The organism is Ruegeria sp. HKCCA5929 (assembly GCF_013034525.1).
GTDB lineage: Bacteria > Pseudomonadota > Alphaproteobacteria > Rhodobacterales > Rhodobacteraceae > Ruegeria.
The window spans coordinates 287,900-312,517 of record NZ_WQGE01000005.1 but is presented as its reverse complement, the minus strand read 5'-3'; the positions used below and the strand labels follow the sequence as shown (position 1 = coordinate 312,517).

Annotated in this window: 26 protein-coding genes and 1 tRNA gene; 8 read left to right on the top strand and 19 right to left on the bottom strand. The window is 55.4% G+C overall.

Translation table 11 applies throughout. From position 1 onward, the window contains the following. Nucleotides 1-10 precede the first annotated feature (10 nt). Nucleotides 11-802 carry an amino acid ABC transporter ATP-binding protein gene (locus tag GOV90_RS14405; RefSeq protein WP_171091963.1) on the top strand — a complete coding sequence of 264 codons (792 nt, stop codon included), beginning with the start codon at nt 11-13 and terminating at the stop codon, nt 800-802. A gap of 45 nt (nt 803-847) precedes the next feature. On the opposite strand, the gene GOV90_RS14400 is transcribed toward GOV90_RS14405, so the two are convergent. The 11 genes from GOV90_RS14400 to rpmH form a co-directional block, all read right to left on the bottom strand. Further along, nucleotides 848-1,345, bottom strand: a complete 498-nt coding sequence (locus GOV90_RS14400) for a histidine phosphatase family protein (protein ID WP_171091961.1) — start codon at nt 1,343-1,345, stop codon at nt 848-850. Beyond that, nucleotides 1,342-2,028, bottom strand: a complete 687-nt coding sequence (locus tag GOV90_RS14395) for a ferredoxin (protein ID WP_171091959.1) — start codon at nt 2,026-2,028, stop codon at nt 1,342-1,344. The genes GOV90_RS14400 and GOV90_RS14395 overlap by 4 nt, the downstream gene beginning before the upstream one ends. A gap of 22 nt (nt 2,029-2,050) precedes the next feature. Then, entirely contained in the window at nt 2,051-2,914 is an 864-nt protein-coding gene (argB, locus tag GOV90_RS14390) for an acetylglutamate kinase (RefSeq protein WP_171091957.1), read from the bottom strand. A 60-nt stretch (nt 2,915-2,974) separates the two neighbouring features. Next, nucleotides 2,975-3,628, bottom strand: a complete 654-nt coding sequence (gene yihA, locus GOV90_RS14385) for a ribosome biogenesis GTP-binding protein YihA/YsxC (protein WP_171091955.1) — start codon at nt 3,626-3,628, stop codon at nt 2,975-2,977. Continuing rightward, a complete protein-coding gene (locus GOV90_RS14380; protein WP_171091954.1) occupies nt 3,625-4,362 on the bottom strand; it encodes an MOSC domain-containing protein in 738 nt (245 codons plus the stop codon). Before GOV90_RS14380 ends, yihA begins: the two co-directional genes overlap by 4 nt. Beyond that, entirely contained in the window at nt 4,359-6,188 is a 1,830-nt protein-coding gene (yidC, locus tag GOV90_RS14375; protein ID WP_171106015.1) for a membrane protein insertase YidC, read from the bottom strand. Before yidC ends, GOV90_RS14380 begins: the two co-directional genes overlap by 4 nt. A 126-nt stretch (nt 6,189-6,314) precedes the next feature. Next, nucleotides 6,315-7,850, bottom strand: a complete 1,536-nt coding sequence (locus GOV90_RS14370; RefSeq protein ID WP_171091949.1) for a bifunctional diguanylate cyclase/phosphodiesterase — start codon at nt 7,848-7,850, stop codon at nt 6,315-6,317. A gap of 65 nt (nt 7,851-7,915) precedes the next feature. Next, entirely contained in the window at nt 7,916-8,809 is an 894-nt protein-coding gene (gene ttcA / locus GOV90_RS14365) for a tRNA 2-thiocytidine(32) synthetase TtcA (RefSeq protein WP_171091947.1), read from the bottom strand. A 56-nt stretch (nt 8,810-8,865) separates the two neighbouring features. Continuing rightward, the gene (gene yidD, locus GOV90_RS14360; protein ID WP_171091944.1) at nt 8,866-9,111 is read right to left on the bottom strand and encodes a membrane protein insertion efficiency factor YidD; all 246 of its coding nucleotides are present in this window, start codon (nt 9,109-9,111) and stop codon (nt 8,866-8,868) included. After that, nucleotides 9,108-9,533, bottom strand: a complete 426-nt coding sequence (gene rnpA / locus GOV90_RS14355; RefSeq protein WP_171091943.1) for a ribonuclease P protein component — start codon at nt 9,531-9,533, stop codon at nt 9,108-9,110. Before rnpA ends, yidD begins: the two co-directional genes overlap by 4 nt. Before the next feature lie 25 nt (nt 9,534-9,558). After that, nucleotides 9,559-9,693, bottom strand: a complete 135-nt coding sequence (gene rpmH / locus GOV90_RS14350) for a 50S ribosomal protein L34 (RefSeq protein ID WP_005980833.1) — start codon at nt 9,691-9,693, stop codon at nt 9,559-9,561. Nucleotides 9,694-9,989: 296 nt separating this feature from the next. Here rpmH and GOV90_RS14345 point away from each other — a divergent pair, with 296 nt between their 5' ends. The 4 genes from GOV90_RS14345 (at nt 9,990) to GOV90_RS14330 (ending at nt 13,685) form a co-directional block, all read left to right on the top strand. After that, nucleotides 9,990-10,721 (top strand): TVP38/TMEM64 family protein, encoded by a 732-nt coding sequence (locus GOV90_RS14345; protein WP_171092033.1) that lies wholly within the window; start codon nt 9,990-9,992, stop codon nt 10,719-10,721. A gap of 3 nt (nt 10,722-10,724) precedes the next feature. Further along, entirely contained in the window at nt 10,725-12,143 is a 1,419-nt protein-coding gene (locus GOV90_RS14340) for an NAD(P)/FAD-dependent oxidoreductase (protein WP_171091941.1), read from the top strand. A 15-nt stretch (nt 12,144-12,158) separates the two neighbouring features. After that, entirely contained in the window at nt 12,159-13,544 is a 1,386-nt protein-coding gene (locus GOV90_RS14335) for a HAMP domain-containing sensor histidine kinase (RefSeq protein WP_171092031.1), read from the top strand. A 64-nt stretch (nt 13,545-13,608) separates the two neighbouring features. Continuing rightward, a tRNA-Arg gene (locus GOV90_RS14330) sits at nt 13,609-13,685 on the top strand. A gap of 521 nt (nt 13,686-14,206) precedes the next feature. On the opposite strand, the gene GOV90_RS14325 is transcribed toward GOV90_RS14330, so the two are convergent. Continuing rightward, the gene (locus GOV90_RS14325) at nt 14,207-15,322 is read right to left on the bottom strand and encodes a hypothetical protein (protein ID WP_171091939.1); all 1,116 of its coding nucleotides are present in this window, start codon (nt 15,320-15,322) and stop codon (nt 14,207-14,209) included. Nucleotides 15,323-15,411: 89 nt separating this feature from the next. Then, nucleotides 15,412-17,028 (bottom strand): amidohydrolase, encoded by a 1,617-nt coding sequence (locus tag GOV90_RS14320; protein WP_171091937.1) that lies wholly within the window; start codon nt 17,026-17,028, stop codon nt 15,412-15,414. A 298-nt stretch (nt 17,029-17,326) separates the two neighbouring features. On the opposite strand from GOV90_RS14320, the gene GOV90_RS14315 reads away from it, so the two are divergent. Beyond that, nucleotides 17,327-18,280, top strand: coding sequence for a helix-turn-helix domain-containing protein (locus GOV90_RS14315; protein ID WP_170416191.1), 954 nt, complete (start codon nt 17,327-17,329; stop codon nt 18,278-18,280). Here GOV90_RS14315 and GOV90_RS14310 read toward each other — a convergent pair. Genes GOV90_RS14310 through GOV90_RS21075 form a run of 3 tightly spaced genes read right to left on the bottom strand, consistent with a single transcriptional unit; the run spans nt 18,277 to nt 20,937 of the window. Next, nucleotides 18,277-19,554 (bottom strand): HAMP domain-containing sensor histidine kinase, encoded by a 1,278-nt coding sequence (locus GOV90_RS14310; protein ID WP_171172864.1) that lies wholly within the window; start codon nt 19,552-19,554, stop codon nt 18,277-18,279. The genes GOV90_RS14315 and GOV90_RS14310 overlap by 4 nt on opposite strands. Nucleotides 19,555-19,604: 50 nt before the next feature. Next, a complete protein-coding gene (locus GOV90_RS14305) occupies nt 19,605-20,264 on the bottom strand; it encodes a response regulator transcription factor (protein WP_171091933.1) in 660 nt (219 codons plus the stop codon). Between the two features lie 37 nt (nt 20,265-20,301). Beyond that, a complete protein-coding gene (locus GOV90_RS21075) occupies nt 20,302-20,937 on the bottom strand; it encodes a PepSY domain-containing protein (RefSeq protein ID WP_216602316.1) in 636 nt (211 codons plus the stop codon). A gap of 192 nt (nt 20,938-21,129) precedes the next feature. On the opposite strand from GOV90_RS21075, the gene GOV90_RS14295 reads away from it, so the two are divergent. Beyond that, entirely contained in the window at nt 21,130-22,209 is a 1,080-nt protein-coding gene (locus tag GOV90_RS14295; protein ID WP_171091235.1) for a hypothetical protein, read from the top strand. Nucleotides 22,210-22,439: 230 nt separating this feature from the next. On the opposite strand, the gene GOV90_RS14290 is transcribed toward GOV90_RS14295, so the two are convergent. Further along, nucleotides 22,440-22,628, bottom strand: a complete 189-nt coding sequence (locus GOV90_RS14290) for a hypothetical protein (RefSeq protein ID WP_171091929.1) — start codon at nt 22,626-22,628, stop codon at nt 22,440-22,442. 333 nt (nt 22,629-22,961) lie between these two features. Here GOV90_RS14290 and GOV90_RS14285 point away from each other — a divergent pair, with 333 nt between their 5' ends. Further along, on the top strand, nt 22,962-23,351 hold the full coding sequence (locus GOV90_RS14285) for a hypothetical protein (RefSeq protein WP_171091928.1): 390 nt from the start codon (nt 22,962-22,964) through the stop codon (nt 23,349-23,351). 109 nt (nt 23,352-23,460) lie between these two features. Here GOV90_RS14285 and GOV90_RS14280 read toward each other — a convergent pair whose 3' ends face one another. After that, a complete protein-coding gene (locus GOV90_RS14280; RefSeq protein WP_171091926.1) occupies nt 23,461-23,772 on the bottom strand; it encodes a hypothetical protein in 312 nt (103 codons plus the stop codon). 443 nt (nt 23,773-24,215) lie between these two features. Next, nucleotides 24,216-24,383, bottom strand: coding sequence for a hypothetical protein (locus GOV90_RS14275; protein WP_171105641.1), 168 nt, complete (start codon nt 24,381-24,383; stop codon nt 24,216-24,218). Nucleotides 24,384-24,618: the final 235 nt, after the last annotated feature.

The following is a 24,618-nucleotide window of genomic DNA, read 5'->3' as shown; positions in this document are numbered from 1 at the left end:
AGTTCAACACATGTCTGAACTTGCAATTGACCGCGAAATCGACCGCTCCAAAATGCAGGTGAGCGACGAGGTCGCCATCGAAATCAACGGCATGAATAAGTGGTACGGCTCGTTCCACGTGCTGCGCGACATCAATCTGACCGTCAATCAGGGCGAGCGGATTGTTATCGCGGGCCCGTCGGGTTCGGGTAAATCCACGCTGATCCGCTGCCTGAACGCGCTGGAAGAACACCAGCAGGGCAAGATCGTCGTGGACGGGATCGAGCTGTCGAATGACCTGAAAAACATCGACAAGATCCGGTCTGAGGTTGGCATGGTGTTTCAGCACTTCAACCTGTTCCCGCACCTGACCATTCTGGAAAACTGCACGCTGGCCCCGATCTGGGTGCGCAAGACGCCCAAGAAAGAGGCAGAAGAGCGCGCGATGCACTTCCTTGAGAAGGTGAAGATCCCCGATCAGGCGTTGAAGTACCCCGGTCAGCTGTCAGGTGGTCAGCAGCAGCGTGTGGCGATTGCCCGTTCGCTGTGCATGATGCCGCGGATCATGTTGTTCGACGAACCGACATCGGCGCTGGACCCCGAGATGATCAAAGAGGTGCTCGACACCATGATCGAACTGGCCGAAGAAGGCATGACCATGCTGTGTGTGACCCACGAGATGGGATTTGCCCGTCAGGTTGCCAACCGCGTGATCTTTATGGATGCTGGTCAGATTGTGGAACAGAACGAACCGGAAGAGTTCTTCAACAACCCACAGAGCGAACGGACCAAGCTGTTCCTCAGCCAGATTCTGGGTCACTAAGCGACCTGAAACCAAAAGGAAGGCGGGGTGTTGCCCCGCCTTTTTCTATTCCGGCAATTCGCGCGGAATGACGAAGCCAAGAACCGTTCCGCTGTGCCTTTGAAGTTTGGCCCAACTGTCAACGTCAAATTCCATGACGGTTGTCGCGCAGGTTGGATAATCCAGAAACCGCGGATGTTTCGGAGCATCCTGAACCAGCCACTGTGCAAACAGGGCAATCCCCGGATTGTGCCCCAGCATCAGAACTGTCTGACCCTTCGCATCAAACAGCTGGCGAAACATCTGGTCGGGACTCGCCAGATAAAGCGCATCCTGAAAGCGGACATGCTCAGCTGTCATGCCCATCCTGTCCCAGGTTTCACGAGTTCGGGCCGAGGTCGAACTCAGTACTTCATCCGGTACCCATCCATGAACGCGCAGCCATTTGGCAATTGCGGGGGCTGACTTGCGCCCGCGCTTGTTCAGTGGACGCGCATGGTCGTCCAGCACCGGGTTGTCCCAACTGGATTTGGCGTGGCGTGTCAGGATCAATGTGCGGGTCATGACGGGTGGAACGACCTCATGTGATGGGCTGACTGTTCTGATGTACGCCCCGCGCCCGCGCTAAGAGGGCAGGCAAGCCGGGCAAGACACCCACCAGTCATGCAGGTCTGCCCTTGGGACGTATCCAAATGGCTGTGACAGGCAGAAACGTCATAGAACTCTTGCGCGTTCAGGGCTCCGACGGGGCAGGCTCGCGTGCAGGGCGCGTCACAAGTGGTGCAAGGGGATTGCCCGGTTGTGTTCGGGATGTCGAATTCGTCGGTAAAATGCAGTGCACCGCGATACGAGATCATCATGCCAACGGTATCGTGCACCAATGCACCCACCGGGCTGCTGAAGGTCCGCCCCGATTTCAGGGCCCAGTCGATGAAAGGGGCATAAGGCGGCCCGCCAAAAGGGAAATAGACTTCGGCACCAAGTTTCTGGGCTATCCCACCAATCACTCTGGTCGACCAACGGTCAACCGGGTCAGGGGCACCCCACTCGGGGGATGCCTTCAAGGCTCGCCAAAAGTCCCCTCCGGCCCCCAAAAGGACCAACGTGCCTGTATCAAGCTGTTTGGCGTCTGTCTTACGGGGATGCAGAGCCCCCATAACAATCAGCCCCTCACGATGAGCCGCTTCAACGATGTGGTCATAAGATACTGCATTTTGGTCAGAGGAAGGCTGCGCAAGATTGGACATGTTTTTCCCTTCCTAAAACGGGTCAGTCCGGCCGTATCAGCGACCCGGCCCCGTGTTCCGTGAACAGCTCAAGCAATACAGCATTCGGCGCGCGCCCGTCCAAGATCACCACGGCCCGGACGCCGCTGTGCAAGGCATCCAGAGCAGTTTCAGTTTTGGGGATCATGCCGCCTGCAATCGTGCCCTCGCGGGTCATTTCGCGAATTTGCCCGGCCTTCAGTTCGGTCACAACATCCCCGGCGGCATTCTTGACGCCTGAGACATCGGTCAGCAGCAGCAGACGGTCGGCTTTCAGGGCCGAAGCAATTGCACCCGCCGCGGTATCGCCATTGACGTTGAAGGTTTCACCATCACGGCCGGCACCCAACGGGGCAATCACCGGGATTACGTCATGTGAGAACAAGTCATGCAGAATCTTCGGATTCATGTCAGAGGGGGTGCCCACATATCCCAGAGATGCGTCCGTCTGGTCGCAGACCATCAGGTTTGCATCCTTGCCAGACAGCCCCACGGCAGAACCCCCTTGATCGTTGATCGCCTGGACAATGCGCTTGTTCACAAGACCAGACAATACCATCTCGACCACTTCGACGGTTGCGGTGTCCGTCACACGCTTGCCGTTCACGAATTCGGACTGGATATCCAGCTTGTCCAGCATCGCGTTGATCATTGGACCGCCACCATGAACGATCACTGGATTAACCCCAACCTGACGCATCAGAACCACGTCACGGGCGAAGCTTTCCATTGCCTCATCGCTGCCCATCGCGTGACCGCCCAGCTTGATGACGACAATAGCCCCGTCATAGCGCTGCAGATAGGGCAGAGCGCTGTTGAGTGTGGCTGCGGTGGCGATCCAGTCCCGGTTCATATCTCTTGTCTTCATGGCTAAAGTCCCTTTGGAGACCTGTGTTAGGGCCTTTGTCCGGCCCTGCCAAGTGTGAAGCTATTCCAGATGCGCAATGATGGACCGCAGGGTTGCGATACCGTCGCCTTTCTCGGAAGAGGTCAGCACAATTTCCGGGAAAGCTGCGGGGTGCTTGGACAGGGCGGCGCGTGTTTGGTCCAGCACCTTTTCGCGTTCCTTGGCCTTGACCTTGTCCGACTTGGTCAGAACGCATTGAAATGTCACGGCACTGGTGTCCAGCAGTTTCATGATCTCGGCATCAACCGGTTTCACGCCGTGGCGCGCATCGATCAGCACAAAGGCGCGACGCAAGGTCTGGCGACCACTGAGATACTGTTTCAGCAACTTCTGCCACTTCTCCACCACTTTCAGCGGGGCGTTGGCGTAGCCATAGCCGGGTAGGTCCACCAGATAAAGCTCGGGGCCTTGGGTGAAAAAGTTGATCTCTTGCGTGCGACCGGGCGTGTTTGAGGCGCGCGCCAAACCCTTGGTTCCGGTCAGCGCGTTGATCAGGCTGGATTTGCCGACATTCGACCGGCCTGCAAAACAAACCTCAAGCCGATCAGGGGCGGGCAGGCCGTTCATGGCGACCACGCCTTTGACAAATTCAGAAGGGCCTGCAAACAGCTTGCGCCCGTGTTCTTTGGAAAGGTCATCTGGCTCTTCAGCCAGTGGAAACGGAAGCGATGTCATAGCACGCGCACCTCATCATTCAGGCGGACTTCACCACCCTGAATGACTTCGGCGTAAACACCGAAATCCTGATGGCCCCAATTGCTCAGCGCACCCAGAGTGTCTGCGTCACGTGCGCCAGTCTCTGGGTTCGCGGTGGTGGCCATGCAGCGGGTGATGCGTTCGCGGATACGGAACACGGCCTGCCCAATGCGGACGTCGCGCCCCAGCCAGTCAAACTCTTCCCACAAGGGCAGACCGTCAAACCAGATGTTCCCGCGCCAGCGGATGGTGGACAGCGATTGTCCTCGCTTTTGCTCGACCGCGCGGTGGGATGCCATATTGCACAGGCTGATGGATGGGAAATCGCTATCCGTCATGCCACGTCCTGGAACCCGGACAATTCGGGCGGATGCTGCGCGGTCCGCTGGCATCAACGGCTTCACCCAATCCAGAAAAACCTCTTGTTCGGTATCCGGCGCAAATTGCAGATCAGGTCGGTTGGGGTGGCGGAGTGTCACTTGCTCTTCAAGCAACTCGGCCGAGATCGCCGCCAGCTCGGGTGCTTTTGCGACGCGGCTGAAATTCGAACACGGGGCCCAGTCCGAACCATCTGTCTTGGCAGCCTCATGAGCCACCGCCCAAACGCGATCCCCGGGCATGGTCTGCCCGGGGATGACTGTGACTTGGCTCAGCGCTTCTCGACCATGGCTTTTGATCGGGTGACGCCAGAGGTCTGAGACTGTGCCGCTCATTTGTTGTCCGTCTTCGGCGTTTTCTTGAAGCCGGACTTTATGTTCCCGAACACGTCCGGGGTATAGCCCTGACTGCGCATGATCAGATATTGCTGCGTGAACGTGATCGTGTTGTTCGCAATCCAGTAGACAACCAGACCGCTGGCGAAACCGCCCAGCATGAACATGAAGACCCAAGGCATCCAGGCAAAGATCATCGCTTGTGTAGCGTCAGTTGGTGCCGGGTTCAGCTTTTGCTGCAGCCACATCGAGATACCCAGCAACAGCGGCAGAATACCGATGAAGATCAGCGCCATGAAGCTTTCGGGCGCGGGTGCGGCCCAGGGCAGCCAGCCAAAGAAGTTGAAGATTGAGGTCGGATCCGGCGCGCTCAGATCCTGGAACGGGCCGAACCAGGGGGCCTGACGCAGTTCGATCGTGACAAAGATCACCTTATACAGCGAGAAGAAGATCGGGATCTGCAACAGGATCGGCAAACAGCCCGCAGCCGGGTTCACCTTTTCCTTCTTGTACAGTTCCATCATGCCTTGCTGCATCTTCTGACGGTCGTCGCCGGCGGCTTCTTTCAGGGCCTCCATCTGCGGCTGCAATTCCTTCATCTTCGCCATCGAGACGTAGGACTTGAACGCCAGCGGGAACAGGATCGCCTTGATGATCAGCGTCAGGCCGATGATCGACCAACCCATGTTGCCAATCAGCACGTTGATGTTATGCAGCAGCCAAAAGATTGGTTTGGTCAGGAAGAAGAACCAGCCCCAATCAATACTGTCGATGAATTTCTGAACACCTTCAGACTGGTATTCCTGAATGGCTTCCCATTCTTTTGCACCGGCAAATAGGCGTGTTGAGACCTGCTCGGTCGCACCCGGCGCTACGGTCAGCGTCGGCAGAACCGTTTCTGTCTGATAGATCTTGCGGCGCGAGTCATATTTGGCCGCCGCTTTGAATGCGGATCCCGGGTCAGGGATCAGAGTGGTCATCCAGTAGTGATCGGTAAATCCGATCCAGCCGTTTTCCTTGACCTGATAAACCTCGGCCTGCGCGCGCTCGTTCGGATCGATGTCGAAATCACGAACGTCGCCATAGTCCACTTCTGTAAGGGTGCCGTCAGCCATGCCGATAACACCCTCATGCAGAATGAAGAAGTTTTTCAGACCAGGCAGATCACCATCTTCGCCGATACCGTGGCGCGCCAGGATGCCATAAGGGGCCATTCCAACCTCGGCCTCGGTGGCATTTTCGACCGACTGCGTAACGCTGAACATATAGTTCTCATCCACCGAAATGGTGCGGCGGAAGGTCAGACCGTTACCATTGTCCCAAACAAGCGTCACAGGGCTGTCAACGCCAAGGGTCTCGCCCTGCTCAACGGACCAGATGGTGTTGGGGCCGGGAACGTCCGCGCCACTTAGGCCAGCACCGGGGGCCCAGCCGTACAGAGCATAATGAGCTGACTCGGTCCCCACCGGCGACAGCAGTTCGACAATTGGAGAATCGTCTGCCAGAGAGACCTTGTAGTCCTTCAGCGACAGTTCATCGATGCGCCCACCAGCCAGTGAAAGGCTGCCGGTCAGGCGCGGCGTGTCGATGTTGATCCGTGGCGCCTGGGCCTCGGGCTCTGCTTCTGTCGCGGCCGCAGTTGCTTCTCCTACAGTGCCCGTATCAGCAGCGCTTGGAGCCTGAACCTCATTGCCTTCGGCGCTGGTAATTTCAGCCTGTTCCGGTGCGGGTGTTGGTTCCGGCGGAGGGAACAGCACAAACCAGACCAGGATCACGAGAAAGCTGAGCGCAGTTGCGAGGATGAGATTCTTGTTCTGATCGTCCATCGGGGACAGCCACCTTGAGCAGTGAAAGACACCCGCAGGGTTCAACAGAGTGCGGGCCCAAAGGTCAAGCGGAATCGCCCGTCATTTCGTCACGTACTGGTCTTCTTTGCCTCAATTCAGTGTTCTTTAACCTGTTTCCCGTCCAATTTTGGGCACACCATCCAATTTGCTGCGATATGACGTGATCCAGTCCTTGGTTTTTTCGAAAGGCATGGGCTTGCCAATGCCAAAGCCCTGAACGTGATCGCAACCCAATTGCGCCATGAGTGCATGCTCGCCCGGAGTTTCGACGCCTTCGGCTAACGTTTCCAGATTCAAGCGTTCAGCCATGGTCAGAATGGCGCTGGCAAGCTGCTGTTGGCTGGGGTCTTGATCGGCTTTAGTGACAAAGGAACGGTCGATCTTAATGCGCGACACGTGGAACCGCTTGATGGACGCGATCGATGCATGGCCGGTTCCAAAATCATCCAAATCAATGCAGTACCCCATTGCGGCCAATCCGGTGACGTTGCGGGTGATGACATCGTCTGGTCGACGAGAGAAAACGGTTTCAAGCACTTCGACAGCCAGCCTGTCGGGCGTCAGATCGAATTGATCCAGCTCCCATTTCAAGCGGTCGATCAGGCCCGGGTCTCGCAATTCGTCGGAAGAGAAATTGACCCCGATATGCGGTAAATGAAAACTGGACTGATCCCAGTTGCGCATAGCTGAAAAAGCATAATGCCGCACGGTCTGTCCCAACCGACCCATCAGATCGGCGTGTTCGGCAAACGGCAGAAAGACGTTAGGCCCCAGAATCCCCTTTTGGGGGTGCTCCCACCGGGCCAGCGCCTCGAAACCGGTAACGCGCCCGGTGTCGGTCGAAATCTGAGGCTGAAACCATGGGCGAATTTCGCCGTTGTCCAAGGCGGTTTCGAATTCTTTGCGCAGATTGGTACGCACCAGAGCGCGCCGCCGGGTCGCAGACGAAAAGGCGCGTATCGTGGATGGCCCGTTTTGCTGTGCCTCAAGCAAGGCATTGTTTGCAGCGTCACGCCAGTCAATGGCCGATCCTTCAGGGAAGCTACTGCTCAGGCAGAACCCGATGGAACATGACATATAAACGCCTGTACCATTTAGCATGATAGGTTCTTCAATGGCCGATTGCATTCGGCCTGACATCTGGATGCAGGTCTCAAGGTCCAGTTGTCGCTCAGGGCGCAGGACCACCATCATCTTGTTTTCGCCAATTTGCGTTGCACAGTCGCTGGTGCGGATCATGGACATGACACGTGCATAAAATTGCTGTGCGACATGGTTCGCGGCGGCCTGCCCGTGAAGATCGAGCAACGCGGTGTAATCATCCAGAACCACGGCAAAACACGCTGAGTCTTCACCCGTGCGACGGGTTTCGGCAAACACCTCAGTCAGCGCGGATGCAAAGTGATCGTTTGACAAAAGTCCAGTCGCAGACCTGCGTCGAGGACTGGACCGGGTGTTCGAAAACGCCCCGATCCCGGCGACGGCCAGAGGCAGGCCCAATGCCATCGAAACCAAGGCGCGCTCGCCCCCAAGCCAGAATGCGCCCAGACTGAGCGCCGGAACAAACGCAAGTGCAGCTGGGCCGTTCAGAATGGGTTTCAATGATTGAATGAAACGGTCGAAGGTAGAGTGGTTCCGCATCGTGCTTTGGGCCTTGGGCAAGAATGACACGCCACCGAGCCTAAGAAACCAGTCTGAGTCAGTCGTTAACGCAGCTGCGGAATTCCCTCCGAGATAGTATTTTTTTCGTCAGAATTTATTGAAAGGTTAAGGAAATCAAACAGTTTTGCGTCCAAAAGATGCGAAGGACGCGCATTTGTTAACGCGCGGAACATGACCTGACGCCGACCGGGACTGTTCTTTTCCCATTGATCAAGAATCTGTTTCACCTGTTGGCGCTGCAGCCCGTCCTGACTGCCGCACAGGTCGCAGGGAATGATCGGGTATTGCATTGCGTTGGCGAATTTCTCGCAATCGGATTCCGCGACATGGGCTAGCGGGCGGAAGACGAACAGATCGCCCTCTTCATTCACCAGCTTTGGCGGCATGGTGGCCAATCGGCCGCCATGGAAGAGGTTCATGAAGAACGTCTCAAGAATGTCGTCGCGATGATGGCCCAGTACGACGGCAGAACACCCTTCTTCCCGCGCGATGCGATACAAGTTGCCGCGGCGCAGGCGTGAACACAGCGCGCAATAGGTTCGGCCTTGCGGGACCTTGTCCATCACAACGGAATAAGTGTCTTGATACTCGATCCGGTGTGGCACACCCATGCGATCCAAAAACTCTGGCAGGACTGTCGCGGGAAAGCCGGGTTGGCCCTGATCCAGATTGCAAGCTAGCAGATCGACGGGCAGCAAGCCGCGCCATTTGAGTTCATAAAGAACGGCCAGCAGCGTGTAACTGTCCTTGCCGCCTGACAGGCAGATCAACCAGCGCGGGGGTTTGCCGTCTTTGTCATGTGCGGACGGGTCCACCATCCCGTATTGCTCGATCGCTTCACGGGTTTGGCGCACGATGCGTTTGCGCAGCTTCTTGAACTCGGTGGTCGAGGGCGCGCCAGCAAACAGCGGGTGGATATCGTCTGCATCATCAAACATGCGCTGCCCCTACAGCAGATGGCGCAACCGGGCAAGATGGTCACTGAACGCCGGGTCTAGTCCTTGTCAGTCGAGGTATCGGAGTCGGGGACCGGATCATAGCCGTCGCCACCCCACGGATGACAGCGCCCGATCCGGCGAGCGGCCAGCCATGTCCCTTTGATCGCACCGTGTTTCTCTAGCGCTTCAAGGGCATAGGCTGAACATGTTGGCTGGTAACGGCAGTTAAACCCAACCCAGGGGCTGAAGATCAGCCGGTACGCCCGAACGGGCAGGGCGACGATATGGGACAGAAGGGTCATTTGCCCGAAGCGTGTACCTTGCGCAATGCATAGCGCAAGTCGCCTAACAGTGCGTCGTATGGGCGGTTGGCCGTGACTTCGGCGCGGCCGATCAGAACGTAATCCCAGCCATCGCGGCCCGCCTCGGGCAAAATGGCCCGAGCGGCTTCGCGCAGGCGGCGCTTTGCACGGTTGCGCGCGACTGCGTTGCCCACTTTCTTCGAGCAGGTGAAACCAACACGAATGCCGCAGGTTTCGTCGGGCGCACGCTTACGGGCCTGCACCATCATGGAAGATGTGCCTTGCCGCAGCGCTCGTGCTGCTTTCAGGAAGTCTGATCGATTTTTGAGAACAGTCAAAGAGACCGGCGCACAAACGGACGCCGCCGGGGGCATGTTCCCGGGCTGGTGTTTACCATCCACAGGGGCCTCCGGCGGCGTCATGTTCATAACCTGATCGGTGAGCGGTTTACGCGCTCAGCGATTTGCGGCCGCGTGCGCGGCGTGCGTTCAGGATCTTGCGGCCGGCCTTGGTGGCCATGCGCGCGCGGAAACCGTGGCGGCGTTTGCGAACCAGGTTCGAAGGCTGATAGGTGCGTTTCATCGCTCCGTCTCCAATCTATAGCGGTCGGGTGCGGCGCGGATTCGCCTGGCCCTAGTGTTCGAAGCCCGTCCTCTACTGCTAAGCGGGGGGTAAGTCAAACCCCAACAACCGGGTTTTCGCGCCTTTTGCAACAATTCTGTAACCGCAAAGGCGAAAAGATTTCAAAACACCCAAATATCGAAGGAATCTCTCACATTCGGGGCCACAAAGATCAAGGCCCCGTGATCCCCCTGTTGCTGGACCGCCCGGCAGCGCATCTTGAGCACAAGATGAAGCAGAAAGAACCGGAAAACCTTATGTCCGAAACAAGCCAGGCGCCACGCAGCGGGTTTGCGCGCCATATTCCATTGCTGGTCATCCTTGGTGTTGCCGTCGCGGGATTTTTCACGCTTGGCGACTATCTGAGCTTTGAAACCCTGCGGGACAATCGCGAGGCTTTGTTGGCTTGGCGGGACGGTCACTATTGGGTCATGGTGGCTGCCTTTGTCGCCATTTACATCGTCATAGTGGCGTTCTCGTTGCCGGGGGCGGCGGTGGCGTCGATGACGGGTGGGTTCCTGTTTGGTCTGTTTGCGGGCACGGTTTTCAACGTTGTGGCAGCGACTATTGGAGCCTCGGCAATTTTTTTGGCTGCACGCTGGGGGTTGGGTGAGTCGCTAACCGCCCGGTTGGAATCTTCGGAAGGGACGGTCAAGAAACTGAAAGACGGTCTACGCGAGAACGAGATCTCGGTCCTGTTCCTGTTGCGGCTGGTTCCGGTTGTTCCGTTCTTTGTGGCCAATCTGGTGCCTGCTTTGGTTGGCGTAAAGTTTCGCAACTTCCTGATCACCACGGCGCTGGGCATTATTCCGGGCGGGATAGTCTACACGTGGATTGGTGTGGGGCTTGGCGGTGTGTTCGACCGCGGTGAAACCCCGGATGTGTCGTTATTGTGGGAGCCGTTCGTAATCGGGCCAATTATCGGCTTGTGCGTTCTGGCCGCTTTGCCCATCGTTATCAAAGCCTTGCGTGCAAATAAGGACAGCTGAGCCATGACCGAATTGAAAACAGACCTCCTGGTCATTGGGGCCGGGTCCGGCGGGCTGTCAGTTGCAGCTGGGGCCAGCCAGATGGGTGCGGATGTCGTTCTGTTAGAAGGGCATAAGATGGGGGGCGATTGTCTGAATTTCGGCTGCGTCCCGTCCAAAGCGCTGATTGCAAGCGGGAAGGTTGCTTACGGTCAGGCGCATTCCGCAGCATTCGGGGTCGCGGATGCGGCTCCTCAGATCGATTATGCGGCGGCCAAGGATCATGTGCATAACGTCATCGCCCAGATCGAACCGATGGACAGCCAAGAGCGGTTCGAAGGATTTGGCGTCAAGGTGATCCGCGAATACGGCACCTTTATCTCTTCCAACCAAGTGCAGGCGGGGGATTACCTGATCTCTGCGCGCCGAATCGTGATTGCGACCGGATCTTCGCCCTTGGTGCCGCCAATCCCGGGGTTGGACACGGTTCCTTATTATACGAATGAAACCATTTTCGACCTGCGCGAGCGACCGGATCACCTGCTGATCATCGGCGGCGGCCCGATTGGTGTGGAAATGGCGCAGGCCCATCGACGGCTAGGAAGCAAAGTCACTGTCATAGAAGGTCAGAAGGCGTTGGGCAAAGACGACCCCGAAGCCGCTTCGCTGGTGTTGGAGACGTTGCGCAACGAGGGCGTCGACATCCACGAAGACGCCATGGTGGCGCAGATCCGTGGCGGCGAAGGCACAGTAGAGGTCGTGACCGAGAACGGTGAGATTCACCGGGGCACCCATCTTTTGATTGCGGCCGGACGTAAGGCCAATGTTGAACGCCTGAATCTGGAAGTGGCAGGAATTGAGCGCACCCGGACCGGCATCAAAACTGATGAGGCCCTGAGGACGACAAACCGCAAGGTCTATGCGATCGGTGATGTTGGGGGTGGGCTGCAGTTTACCCACGTGGCCGGGTACCACGCGGGTATCATTATTCGCTCAGCGTTGTTTGGCCTGCCGTCCAAAGCCAAAACCGCGCATATCCCCTGGGCGACCTATACCGATCCGGAACTGGCGCAGGTTGGTATGACCGAAGCACAGGCCCGCGACCAACATGGTAACAGGTTGGAAGTTGCACGGTTTGACTATCACCACAACGACCGGGCGATATCCGAGCGTAAAACAAAAGGCTTCATCAAAGTCATGGTTGTTAAAGGCCGACCTGTCGGGGCCACAATTGTGGGCCATCAAGCAGGCGAGTTGATCAACTTGTGGTCGCTGGCTTTGGCCAATAACCTGAAGATGGGGCAGATCGCCGCTATGGTTTCGCCTTATCCGACGATCGGAGAGCTTAACAAACGCGTGGCGGGTGCTTATTTCACGCCAAGGCTGTTTGAGAATCAGACAGTTAAACGAGTGGTCAGGTTCGTCCAGCGCTGGATTCCCTGACCGTAGGAGGGGCGCATTTTGAATTCGCTGTCGGGCCGATTTCTGATCCTGACGACGGTCTTCGTCATGTTGGCCGAAATCCTGATTTTTGTCCCGTCTATCGCTCGGTTCCGCGAGGATTTCCTGCTGAACCGTCTGGAGCGCGCCCAGATTGCCTCATTGGCGTTGTTGGCAGACGATATGCTGGCCGAGGATCTCGAGGCGGAACTGCTGGCGAATGCCGGTGTCTATAACGTCGTGTTGCGTCGTGACGAAGTTCGGCAGCTTATGTTGTCTTCGCCGATTCCGGAATCGATCACCCAGACATACGATCTGCGCGATGCCGGTCCTTGGGTTTTGATCCGTGACGCCATGAGCCGGATTTTCAAGCCCGAAAACGAGATCATTCGAGTTATTGGCGAACCCGTCAAAGGCGCAGGGCTTTTGATCGAGGTCACCACGGACAGCGCCCCATTGCGCATGGCGATGGTGGATTACGGCCTGCGTATCCTCGGCCTTTCCTTTGTCATTTCGATAATCACTGCTTCGTTGCTTTTCCTGGCTGTGCGGGTGGTGCTTGTACGGCCAATCAAAAGCGTAGTGGGATATATGCAGCGCTACGCCAGCGCGCCCGAAGACGCGCGGGGCATTATCTCGCCAAACTCGAAAGTGACGGAACTGCGCGAGGCAGAAGAGGCGCTGAAAATGCTGCAGACGGATCTGACACAGGCGTTGCGACAGCGTGAAAGACTGGCGCAACTGGGTGGGGCAGTTGCCAAAGTCAGTCACGATCTGCGCAATATCTTAACGTCGGCACAGCTGTTCACCGACAGGATCGAATCCAGCGACGATCCCTTGGTTCGTCGGATGGCTCCGAAACTGGTGAACTCCATAACCCGCGCTGTGTCGCTGTGCGAAAGCACGCTGGCCTTTGGGCGCGCGGAAGAACCCGCGCCCACCTTGACGATGGTTCCTGTACGGGCGCTAGCTGCTGACGTTGCAGCCAGTGAGCAGCTTGCCGTCGCTGATGCCTGCGTTGAAATCGTAAACGAAGTGCCAGATGACCTGATTGTCCGCGCAGACCCCGAACAATTGTTCCGGGTCATCATGAACCTCGTGCGCAACGCGCGTCAGGCACTGGTCGCATCTGCCAAACCCGGGCGAGTAACAATTGCTGGCTGCGAATATGGAGACACCTGGTGCATTGAAATCAGCGATACAGGCCCGGGTCTTCCACCAAAAGCGCGCGAAAACCTGTTTACACCATTCCAGGGCGGAGTTCGAAAGGGCGGTTCGGGTTTGGGACTGGCAATTTCGCAGGAACTTGTGCGCGGACATGGTGGAGAACTGAGTTTGAAACACACCGGACCCGAAGGAACAGTGTTCGAAATAAGCCTTCCACGTGGCGACATGACTTTTTGAAAAATTTTTGAAGAATCGACTTGCACGTCCCACGCACCGGGTCTAAACACCGCTTCACCAACGCGGACCGATAGCTCAGCTGGATAGAGTACTTGACTACGAATCAAGGGGTCGGGGGTTCGAATCCTCCTCGGTCCGCCACTTTCCTTTGAATTCATTGGAAAAAATGGCGGTTTTTACCATCTACCCGCCATCATACCCGCCAACTGTGCGGATGATGTTTCTATTGATACTTTGGGATGTAAGACGACTTTGATCTTTGCGTCAAAAACTGACTCCACCAGCCCCAGCTGAACTCTACAGTTTCCACCATTGAGCGCCAGATCGTCGTTGACGAAGCCGCATTGCGGTCATTTGAACGATCAAAGTTTAGCGTCTGCACCGCGGGACAGAACGGGCATTCGTCTTATTGGCGGCAATGGCTGCAGTCAGCCCTAAGCGGACATTCATCGTCGGCCTTTGCAAACTCCGATATGCGGGACGGAGCGGCCTGATGCTGGCGCAGCAAAATTTGCCTTGTATACTCGACGGCGTCATCGGATTGCTGGCGGCGGCGCAACACGATTTACCAAAAGCGGACGTTTAAGTTGGTCAATTGGGGCAAAACACGAACCGGAGTTTGCTTCGAAGTGAGAAGAAGTCACTTCGTATCGCGCCTCAGATCAGTTTCTGATCGGCTCTAAGGATGTAAAGCCACCCACCGCTGTGGTTCTGCCCGCAGACGCATCACTGATCGCTGAGGCTGCCTGATCGGCTTGCATAAGGTACTGATGGACTGAAATTCGGTTTGCAAGCGTAAGTTCTGGGTTGGTCCGGATCGCGGCCCAGAGCGCGACTTTATGAGTCCAGTCTTCATACTGCCCGAATTGGTGTGCGATGATCGGCGCCAGCGTTGGGTCCGCTTTCAGTGCAGCCGCAACTTCTTGTCGGATCGTCTCACTCAAAGCAGCATCCGCTACAGAGCCCTGGAGTGCCAACGCTTGAGCGGCGAGTGTTCGGGCATTGGTAGAAAGCGAGGATTTAGAAACGAAGTTTCGTGCGACATGGCGGGCGGCTTCCGCTCCGACCACCTCGATGTAAGCAGTGGCATAGGCACCAAATGCTGCGCCTGCTTCATCAGATTGCTCGTCGAGACCACTTTTTAGAAGCGCGCCCCAATCGGAACCACCTGTCAGACCCAGCATCAGAATTTGAATGGGTTGCAGATAAGGGTCGGAAAGTACCACCATTCTCGACATAATATCTTCGACGGAAATATTGAGCTCAAGTTGGCGCAGTTGGGCGTAATCGATCCGGTCTAGTTCACGGAGCGCAAGACGGTGAACCCGGATGTCCGGATGACCAAGTTTTGTTGCAAAATAGGCCATCCTGTCCACATCGTCGCCCGCTCGCCATCGGTCGAGGCGGGAGAGAATGTCATCGAAAACCTCTACCATGTCGCCATCGACATTGGCCATGCGAGTCCATTTCCCATAGCTCTCGCGTGCAAAAAGAACGTAGCCGTCAGGGTTTTGGGAAAACTTCTCTATAGTCGCGGCGTCAACGCGCTGAGGGATTTCGACGTCCTCTAAATCCGACCCAATCGATGCAAGGGGGTCGTATCGCAACGCGTCGTCGAAAGCCGGATAGGCAAGTGCGATTTCCTTACTGGCTAGAAGTTGATCTACGACAGTGATCTGCGGTTCAAAATTGTGGAACGCGCAAGCGAGTGCGGTCGACGCACTCAGCGATGCTGCGAACAACGTCAGCAGTGCACTCGAGAGCTTGCAAAACTTCATTGCGTTTTCCTTTACTTGGACCTAGCGTTAAACGGTCGACCTGACGGGCTAGCAAAGCAGGCCCGTCAGCTTGGTTCGAACATAAGGATTTAGGAAACGTCCTGCCTTTCGCCCTCAAGCCAAGTCTCGCTGACGACGATGTTCTCGATTTGCATCGGGTCAACTGCCGTAGGATCGTCTTCCAGTATTGTCAGATCGGCATATTTTCCCGTTTCTAGGCTTCCCGCGATATCGTCCATGTGAAGTTGCCACGCCGCGTGAGTGGTCACACCTTTCAACGCCTCTTCGACTGGGATGCGCTGATCGGGAGCGAAGACCTCCCCGCCATCTGCCATCACGCGTGTCACCATGTCCTGAACGCAGCGCAATGGCCCCAAAGGCGAAACGGAATAGTCGCTGTGCATCGAGAACGGTATTCCCATTTCCACCGCTGTTCCGGCAGCATCGTAATATTCGACACGTTCGGGACCCAAGAGGTCGTCGCGGAAGGCCTTGCCCCACCACCGGATGTGCCCGGACAGGTATGTCGGCGATACGCCAAGCTCCTTCATTTTGACATACTGGTCCGGGTGGCCGACGCTGCAATGCTCAATCCGGTGTCGGTGATCTTGGCGCGGGTTTTCTTTTAACACACGCTCATACACTTTCAGAACCAAATCGATAGCCGCATCGCCATTGCCATGAACGGCAAGCGAGAAGCCGTCACCGTGAGCGCGTTTGACCACTTCGTAAAGTTGATCCTCAGTGTAGTTGAGCGCCCCCTGACTATCGGTTCCAAGATAAGGTTCCCGCAAATAAGAACTGTATGCTTGGGTCGCACCGTCCGACCAAGCCTTCATTTTGGCGACACGGAATTTATCGTCTCCGTATCCCATTCCAATGCCATTTTCGGCCCACAGATCCATTTCAGTAGATACGAGAAAAGCCCGATGACGGGTTGGAGCGCGGTCCCTGATACGTTCAAGCAGCCTGACATCTTCTAACCCCTTGTTTTGCCCTACACTCGGATCGCCGATGCAAGTGATACCCACCCGCGCCGCGGTGTTTAGCATTCGCAAGGTCCGCAATTCCATTTCTTCATCGGTGATTGTCTGCGCCAGATTGACCACCGGCGCGAATGCGCCTGCTTCTTCGAGACGTCCGGTTAACTCTCCGTTTTCATCCTTCACAAAACGCGACGCCACCGGATCTGGCGTATTCTTGTCAATACCAACCAGCTGCAAGGCAATTGAGTTGACGTATGCAACGTGTCCGCTGCCTTCCAAGATTAGGAAGGGATTATTGGGCGCGATGCCGTCAAGGTCCTGAAGTGTAAATTGCCGGCCACCCGGAGTGACTACGCCGTCATAGTCGGCGGCAAGCAACCATTCGCCGTCCTGCAACTGAGCGGCTCCCTCGTTCAGCTTTTGCAGCACTTCATCAAAGGAACTCACTTCAGTTGGACTAATGACAATGTAGTCGTCTTTAACCACTGACCACGTATGTGCATGACTGTCGATCATGCCCGGCATGAGCGTACGACCATCCAGATCAATAACACGCGTGCTGTTCGAGATTAGAGCATCAACTTCTTCCTGAGCCCCAACCGCGACTATCTTTCCGCCGCGCACTGCGAGAGCGTCGGCGTTTGGCTTGGTCGCGTCCATAGTCAGGATTTTGCCCCCTGTGAAAATGGTGTCGGCGGCGTCTGACTGAGCCAAAGCCATTCGGTATGGCAACATCAAGCCACCCGCGGCAAGCGATCCGGCCCTTATGACATCTCGTCTGCTTGGGCGCTTTGCGGAAAAACCTGTGCCGTATGTGTATTTCATTTTCCAAATCCTCAATTCGAAATGACAATGCGCACATGGTGCTTTTGGGGCTACCACGCTTGCCATTCAGGTTAATTGAGTCGTCCAAAATCTCGCGATAAAACAGTATTCGAATTATCCGGTTCTGAGGTATTAAACTGTAGATCTACTTTGGTTTTGCTACTTTGCACGGCATATCGTTTGGAGGAACCTGATGCAGTTGAAACCGCTGAAGAGTTTCGCACAACACTTTGCAAGAGCGCCTGCCCGGGAGTTCGAACTTGTGCAGCTCGGGAGTGGTGATCTTTCTCTGAAGGATTGCTGGCTGTACGGCAACGACAGTTTTGTCAATCTCGCGTCGAGTAAGGCGCGATCTTCTTGGACTGTGCTCGGTGATCAAGACATGATGGCTCTTATGGTGCCTCTGTCTTGGACCGGTGACTACTGCGTAAATGGTTGGAGCTCAAATCCAGGCGATGTCTATTTGCTCAACGGAAAACATGATTACTGCAATATCGGCCAAGACCGAAGGGTGCTTTTTATCGCGTTTAATCGCGAAAGACTGACGGATGAAATTTGGTCTCTGAGCGGCGCAAGCATCGCTGAACTGCCCAACGCACACAAAAAACTCAACGTTGGAACAAATCTCGCAAACGAACTCACATTTATGGTCAGTCGAGCTTTCGAGGCGGCAATGCCCTGGGACCAAGCTCATCGGCAATTTGCAATGACGCCATATGGTGAGTGCGCATTGTTTGCCGAGTTGGCGACGTGGCTTATATCATTGGAGCTGTTTTCGACCGGAAAGACAATTCAGGACAATGCAGCATTTCATTGTGTCAGATCTGCGAGAGAGGCATTCAGTGCGACCCCTATAGAGAAACTAACAATTTCGGAAATGTGTAAAGCGGCAGGTGTGGGGCGGAGCCAGCTTCATGAGAATTTCGTTGAGATATTCAAGGAGTCGCCGTGGCAATTCATTCTGAAGCGGCGCTTGACTTCGGTCCGTGAACACTTGCTCAGCGTCGAGGAACCCGCTGCATCTGTGAAGGATTCAGCACTTGCACACGGTTTTATTTCCGGAGGACATTTCGCCAAAGAATACCGGAAATTGTTTGGCGAACTACCTTCTCAGACTTTGAAACGAGCTCAGACGCAAGTTCCTTAGGGTCTAATCTTCACTTCGGAGACCAAGCCACCTAAACGTTTCGATGTTCCGAGTTGTAACTTCGCACCGTAGGCGGCCAACAAATCCACGCAAATAGAGAGGCCTAAACCAGTTCCCTTTACAGAAGTGTCCAAGCGACTGCCGGAACGAAGGACTTCGTCTCGGGCACCCTCCGGAATACCGGGACCGTCATCTTCAACGCATATTTCGATGCCGCTGTCAGTGCGCCTTGCGGTGATTTGGAATGTCGTCCGGCTCCATTTGAGGGCGTTGTCGAGGAGGTTTCCGATCACTTCCTCAATATCCTGAGGGTCCATGCGGACGTGAAGACCAGCCTCGCAATCCGAAACAAGCGTCTTCCCGTCGCGCTCTGCCATGACCGAGAACAGTCGGGACAGTCGTTCGACCGAATTCGACAAGTCTGTCCTCGAATGCGTTAGCTCTCCGGTGTTTGTTGCGCGCATACGCGCGAGTGAACGGCCAAGTTGCGCGTCAATTCGGGCAAGGGCTTCTTCCGCAGGCTCTGTTTCTACGCCAGCATCTGACAACTCCGACAGCTCGTTTCGTAGGATGGTTGCCGGTGTTTTGAGGGCATGCGCCAAATCCGCAGCTTGCTTTCTTGAGCCGGAGACAATTTCGCGATTTCGATGCAGCAATTGATTGAGATCCTCCACAAGAGGGGAAACCTCACTCGGATAGTCTTCAGGAACCAGATCATCGCCCTGATCCCAACGATGAGCTACATCGGCGCGCAATTTTCTGAGGGGACCGACAATAGCGGACATCAACAAAAGAGAACTGGCCACTCCGATCAAACCCACCAAACCGAAGACCGGTAACAAGTTTCTTTGTGCGGCGCTGCGTTCGTTGATCAACTCGCTTCTGCTTTCGGCGACAGTTACACCCCACTCCGTTCCGTCTTCGAATGTGATCTTTTGATAGGCGCTGCGTAGGGCTTCACCATCTGGACCCGAGGTGTTCCAAATGATTGTTTCGCCACTTGCGCGCGGTGGTTCGGCGATCGTTTCATCGAAAAGCGAGGCAGATGTATAGATAGCCCCGTTACTGTCCGTTACCTGCCAATACCGTCCCGAGTAGGGCGTGCTATAGGCCGGGTCGAAGATCAACTCGCGCAAGGTTTCTGGGTCATCCGTCGCGACGCTGAGACCAACGACAAGCTGGGTATGGCGGTCCTGCAACGCTCCGTCGAACTGATCAAGAACGCGCGTATTGATGTAGGAAAATACCACCAGCGTGCCGACGCCTACTGACAAAGCACCCGAGGCGATACCTCCGAGTAAGGCCCGTTGGCGCAGCGATAGCATCAGGGTGTATCAATCATGTAACCGCGCCCTCTGACCGTGGTGATCAGATCGGAACCCAGTTTCTTTCGAAGGCGCGTAACGAATACGGCAATGGTGTTGGAATCCCTGTCACCATCATATTCGTAGATGTGTTCGGACAATTCTGTGCGCGACACCATGCGGCCAATGTTATGCGCCAGATAGGTCAGAACCGCGATTTCTTGCGCGGTCAGATCGACCGGTATGCCTCCTACACTGACCCGACCGTTTCGTGTATCCAGTGAAACATCCCCCATTTCTATCACGGGGTTCAACTGGCCGCTTTGTCGCCGCAAAATTGCGCGGACCCGTGCCGCCAATTCCGGCATGTGAAACGGCTTGGTCATATAATCATCCGCACCTGCATCCAGGCCGTCGACACGTTCGCTCCAGCCATCTCTGGCCGTCAGGATCAAGACCGGAGTTTTGACACCAGCACTGCGCCATTCACGTAAAACCGATATACCGTCACGCTCAGGCAGGCCGATGTCTAGGATGATCATGTCGTAAGGCTCAGTCGCCCCCAGATGCAGGGCATCCGTACCATTGTTGGCCACGTCCACGACGTGGCTTTCCGCACCCAAAAGCTTTTTGACTTGCTCGCATAGCTGGGGTTCGTCTTCAGCAAGTAGGATTCGCATATCAGAAGGTTACAGCCAATTCGGGCTCAGCATCACTCTATTTTTTGCCGCCACCATTACCGCCGCCGTTGCCGCCACCATTACCGCCGCTGTTGCCGCCGCCGTTGCCGCCACCATTACCGCCGCTGTTGCCGCCGCCATTACCACCGCCGTTGCCGCCGCCATTACCACCGGCATTGCCACCACCGTTACCACCGCTGTTGCCGCCACCGTTACCACCGCCGTTGCCGCCACCATTACCACCGCCGTTACCACCCGCGTTGCCACGGTTTCCGCTGTTGCCACGGTTGGCAGAGGCGTTCTGACTGGTGTTGCTATTGGCATTGGTGGAATTTGAGCGCGCCGCCTTGGAAATCTCGCGCCCCACGCTTGAGCGGTTCGAGACGACAGTGCCAGTCCTCGCGTTTACAATGACACTCACGATCTTCCCGCCCGGCTTTTTGACCAGAATACGGTAATATATCTCGTCCGTTTTAAAAGCACGTGCGTCGACCGGGGTTCCACCGAATGTTTTTTCCACGCCTTTTATGACACGCTTCAGCCGGATTGCGCTTCCAGATAACGTTGCCTTGCGCAGCTCAGCCTGTTTGAGTTCGCGTGCGTCTGCATCCGCTTGTCCTGCGGACATGGCGGTCAAAAAAGCCGCAACCAACATAAACACTTTGGCCTGCATAGGTCTCTCACACTCTTTCCAACAAGACTACATGGCCGGAGGTGAACCGATGATGAACAATCAGTTAGCGCTGCGTTCAAGCCCACTCAAGTCAAATGCTGGTAACGAGCGGCGATTCGAATTCGCTTCGACCCGATAGAACGCGACCGTCAGATTCAGCAAACCGCTGTCGCAAGACCTGAGGAGATTGACATGAAAACAACCACTTGCGGACTGATAAGAGCTTCCACAATTGCGATTGCTTTGCTGGGTTCAACGGCCATAGTTGCCACTGTCGCAACTCCTGATTTTGCCTATGCCAAGGAAGGTAAGGGAAATGGTGGTGGAAATGGCAACGGCGGCGGTAAAGGTGGCGGCAACGGCGGCGGAAATGGCGGCGGTAATGGAAACGGTGCCAAAGGGGACAGCGGAGATGGCAGCTCGGCCGGAAACAGTAGCCGCGGGAAAGGAGCCGACAAGAACCGCAGTGGTTCAAAGGCCGGGAATTCCGGGCATGGCACTTCAAAGTCTCAGTCGGCTCAGTCCGGTCAAAGAAAAGGTGGCGGATTTTCACTGAAAGGCCTGTTCAGTGGCAAAGGGAACGCGCGCAAATCGTCGTCCACTTCGAATAAAACCACAACAACCCGAACACAAAACAGCAAGACGGCCCACCGTTCCAAGACTGTCGAAGAGTCTATACGTCCAGTTACCCGCCCCAGGGGCAATCGTATTGCGGAAGAACTTGAAGCGCATCCATCTGAACTGGGCGCGCTGAATGCAGCAAACGCAAGCCCAACTGCGCTGGCCAATGCCTCTCCGAATTCCCGAGTTGGTAAAATTGCCACTTATCGGGATACGGTGCTAGCCGGGGAACCGCTGCGTGAGGACCTGGCAGAAGCGCTGGAGGAACTTGAAAGTTTGGAGCCGCCGGAGCGGACCTTAACCGAGATCGAGAATGATCTGGAAGGCGCATTGCGTGATGTTCAGGACAATCGGGACAAAGTTGAAGAGCTTGAACAGGCACTGGAAGACGCTGGCGGCATGGACCCGGACATCGAAGCTGAGCTGGAAGAGGCAAAGGCTGACCTGGATAGCTCCATTGATGCCGCCGAAGAACTGAATGACGAGAAACAAGCGGCCATCGATTACAATGATGCCGTCGAAGACGTGGAAGATCTGACAGAACGCGTCGAAGAACAAAACCTGGCTGAACGAGAAGCCCTGGAAGCTGCGGCGAACAAGCCCGTCACGGATGCAGTTGAAGAGAAAGTCAAATCGCTTTTGGACCTGTAGTCCAAAGCGCGACAAGAACGCGATCGCTGTGGGATGCAGTGAAAGACGGGTCAGGCGCTTTCGGGAATTCGAAGCGCCTGACCCGAGTTGGTTGGTCCATCAACGTTGGCTCCTGAACATCGTGGTGTTGAGCAAAAAGTAATCCCGCCCCAAGCCGGGGCGGGATGTAGATTACAATTCCCTATTTTAGGACGAATATCGAGAATTGTTCGGGGTCTGCTTACTTGCCTTCAGACGTTGCTATGCGCCTCGGATAGCCGTTTGTTTTTTATGATCTCTGTCAGTGCATTTTCGATAGGAGGGAAGCGACCATTGCTCGAATTCATCGTGGTTTGCAGACGCTCTTCAACAGATTTCCTAGAGGTCCGCAGCGCAGCAGCAGTGCTACGGTCTTCAGTCACAAAGGCAGGCTTGACCATTTTGTTCCCCTTGATTCAACCAAACGAATTAGGTTTCGTCCGATCCAACCAGGTCACTATGCCCAAGCTTGGTTGAACGCACTGAGAATACACTGTTCACGTTAGGTTAATGTTGTTTACGAAATAAGAACAAATGAACTGCCTGGCCGGGCGGCTTTTCTGATGCGCTGTTCCAATTTGACGGTTTGGAAATTCGTCAGTTGAGAATGTCCTGCCGAACGAACCAACGCATCATAGAAGAAACCACTAGCGACAAGCCAGTCTCCGCCTATTGGTTGGTGAAATCCGGACGAGGATCATAACTAGGATATGGAGCCAAAGGAGGCAAAAAAGATGAAAACGACTTTGGGAATCGCGGCAGCGTTATTCATCGTTCAGACCGCGCCGGTATCGAGCGCGAGTTCCAACGCTCATTCTCACAATCCTAAACATGCTGCCGATTCAAACACGGCAATGAAGCCTGTTCTCGTGAAATCCAAAGCAGGACATTGCCCACCGGGATTGGCCAAGAAAGCGGTTCCATGTGTACCGCCAGGCCACGTAAAACGATATCGGGTTGGGGATTATATCTACGATGGGTATGTGCGTATCGACAATCCCAGCCGATATGGGCTGCGGCGAAACGGCTACTATGTGCGTGCTGGAGACTATGTTTATCAGGTGAACCGAGAGACGCACGAGGTGTTGAACCTGATAGGTGCCATAGCTGATATTCTTAACTGACTACCTTCTTCACTGATAGAGCATCGCTCGGTTTTCTGCCGTTCGGACGCAAATCGTAAACGGGGCAACAGGGCTCAATGTTGCAGTTCCCTTCGGCTTGCACCCACGACTAAACTGCACTCAGCAAATACCTTCCAACGCCGGAGCCCTGGTCTTTGGGACGTACGAGGGTACCCTCGAGGAATGCAATTGGTGTAGTCTCGCACCCGTTCATGTAGTCGCGCCGCAGGGCTGCCTCGGAGAATGCACGAACTTCAACACCTTCGACGACATCCAACAAGACAGCGCATTCAATAGGAGTTTTGGCAAGCATCGCCGCAGCCTCATTCTTGTGTTGATCCAGCGAAGTTTCATCCCAGAGTTGGATGCGGAGTTCGACCCAATTTGGGATATCTGAATGTTTGGTGAGCCGTACTGACATTCTTGGAACTTGGTCAGTTTCTCGTATGTCCGCAACCATGGTCTATGGGCCAAGCGTCAGCGCCTTATGGCGCTGGCGAGGGAAATGGAACAAGCGGCGCACTAGTCACACCTCGCCGATCACTGCAAGGAAATCTGTCGCGATATGCCACTACGGAAACGGTGTTCGAAGTAAGGCTCCTTATCCTGCAATTAGTCGGTGCCACCTACTTGTCGATCCAAGGATACCGTTGTCCTGCGCGGTATTGAACAAGCCCGCACCTGTTGCAGACTCTATCGTTTGGCGTCAAGTAATCCCACCGATGCCACTTAAAGATGCGGGAAACCGGCATAAGGAATGGGTTTGAAAAACGCATCGACCACTCCGTAGTCAAGGCTTTCGAAAATGCTTAGGAATGACACTCAACTTAAAGGCGATAATGGTTGCCTTCAAGTACCGCGCACTCAAAACGTCAAGTACTGATAGAAGTCGCCAGCGACAAAGGCCGAAAGCGCGACAACAAAACCTGATACATAGTCTGTCAGCTTAACCTGGCGCTTCTTTGGGCGTAGGGTCCACTCTGCCCATTTCTTGTAGTCGTCGCTCAGTTCAACATACGCACCACGCTTCATCGTCACCACCATTCAGACTGTCAAAGCTGTACTGTTGTTCGTTTGGAAACACTGTCAGAACTAACCTTAACCAATCGGAAACGTCTCGTTCATGCACCGTTAACAATGGATCGGCTTCGTTGCGGATCTGGAAAAGTTAACCGAGTGTTAACGGCCCGTTTTCTGCGTGTTCAACCGCATTCACTCATATTGTCATGCGATTGCTTGCCTGAAGAGGCTGATGACCGGGATGCAC

What these genes read in the sequence shown, in the direction of transcription:
- GOV90_RS14405 (WP_171091963.1), top strand. Translation starts at nt 11, where the DNA reads ATGTCTGAACTTGCAATTGACCGCGAAATCGACCGCTCCAAAATGCAG.
- GOV90_RS14400 (WP_171091961.1), bottom strand. Translation starts at nt 1,345, where the DNA reads ATGACCCGCACATTGATCCTGACACGCCACGCCAAATCCAGTTGGGAC.
- GOV90_RS14395 (WP_171091959.1), bottom strand. Translation starts at nt 2,028, where the DNA reads ATGTCCAATCTTGCGCAGCCTTCCTCTGACCAAAATGCAGTATCTTAT.
- argB (WP_171091957.1), bottom strand. Translation starts at nt 2,914, where the DNA reads ATGAAGACAAGAGATATGAACCGGGACTGGATCGCCACCGCAGCCACA.
- yihA (WP_171091955.1), bottom strand. Translation starts at nt 3,628, where the DNA reads ATGACATCGCTTCCGTTTCCACTGGCTGAAGAGCCAGATGACCTTTCC.
- GOV90_RS14380 (WP_171091954.1), bottom strand. Translation starts at nt 4,362, where the DNA reads ATGAGCGGCACAGTCTCAGACCTCTGGCGTCACCCGATCAAAAGCCAT.
- yidC (WP_171106015.1), bottom strand. Translation starts at nt 6,188, where the DNA reads ATGGACGATCAGAACAAGAATCTCATCCTCGCAACTGCGCTCAGCTTT.
- GOV90_RS14370 (WP_171091949.1), bottom strand. Translation starts at nt 7,850, where the DNA reads ATGCGGAACCACTCTACCTTCGACCGTTTCATTCAATCATTGAAACCC.
- ttcA (WP_171091947.1), bottom strand. Translation starts at nt 8,809, where the DNA reads ATGTTTGATGATGCAGACGATATCCACCCGCTGTTTGCTGGCGCGCCC.
- yidD (WP_171091944.1), bottom strand. Translation starts at nt 9,111, where the DNA reads ATGACCCTTCTGTCCCATATCGTCGCCCTGCCCGTTCGGGCGTACCGG.
- rnpA (WP_171091943.1), bottom strand. Translation starts at nt 9,533, where the DNA reads ATGACGCCGCCGGAGGCCCCTGTGGATGGTAAACACCAGCCCGGGAAC.
- rpmH (WP_005980833.1), bottom strand. Translation starts at nt 9,693, where the DNA reads ATGAAACGCACCTATCAGCCTTCGAACCTGGTTCGCAAACGCCGCCAC.
- GOV90_RS14345 (WP_171092033.1), top strand. Translation starts at nt 9,990, where the DNA reads ATGTCCGAAACAAGCCAGGCGCCACGCAGCGGGTTTGCGCGCCATATT.
- GOV90_RS14340 (WP_171091941.1), top strand. Translation starts at nt 10,725, where the DNA reads ATGACCGAATTGAAAACAGACCTCCTGGTCATTGGGGCCGGGTCCGGC.
- GOV90_RS14325 (WP_171091939.1), bottom strand. Translation starts at nt 15,322, where the DNA reads ATGAAGTTTTGCAAGCTCTCGAGTGCACTGCTGACGTTGTTCGCAGCA.
- GOV90_RS14320 (WP_171091937.1), bottom strand. Translation starts at nt 17,028, where the DNA reads ATGGCTTTGGCTCAGTCAGACGCCGCCGACACCATTTTCACAGGGGGC.
- GOV90_RS14315 (WP_170416191.1), top strand. Translation starts at nt 17,327, where the DNA reads ATGCAGTTGAAACCGCTGAAGAGTTTCGCACAACACTTTGCAAGAGCG.
- GOV90_RS14305 (WP_171091933.1), bottom strand. Translation starts at nt 20,264, where the DNA reads ATGCGAATCCTACTTGCTGAAGACGAACCCCAGCTATGCGAGCAAGTC.
- GOV90_RS21075 (WP_216602316.1), bottom strand. Translation starts at nt 20,937, where the DNA reads ATGCAGGCCAAAGTGTTTATGTTGGTTGCGGCTTTTTTGACCGCCATG.
- GOV90_RS14295 (WP_171091235.1), top strand. Translation starts at nt 21,130, where the DNA reads ATGAAAACAACCACTTGCGGACTGATAAGAGCTTCCACAATTGCGATT.
- GOV90_RS14290 (WP_171091929.1), bottom strand. Translation starts at nt 22,628, where the DNA reads ATGGTCAAGCCTGCCTTTGTGACTGAAGACCGTAGCACTGCTGCTGCG.
- GOV90_RS14285 (WP_171091928.1), top strand. Translation starts at nt 22,962, where the DNA reads ATGAAAACGACTTTGGGAATCGCGGCAGCGTTATTCATCGTTCAGACC.
- GOV90_RS14280 (WP_171091926.1), bottom strand. Translation starts at nt 23,772, where the DNA reads ATGTCAGTACGGCTCACCAAACATTCAGATATCCCAAATTGGGTCGAA.
- GOV90_RS14275 (WP_171105641.1), bottom strand. Translation starts at nt 24,383, where the DNA reads ATGAAGCGTGGTGCGTATGTTGAACTGAGCGACGACTACAAGAAATGG.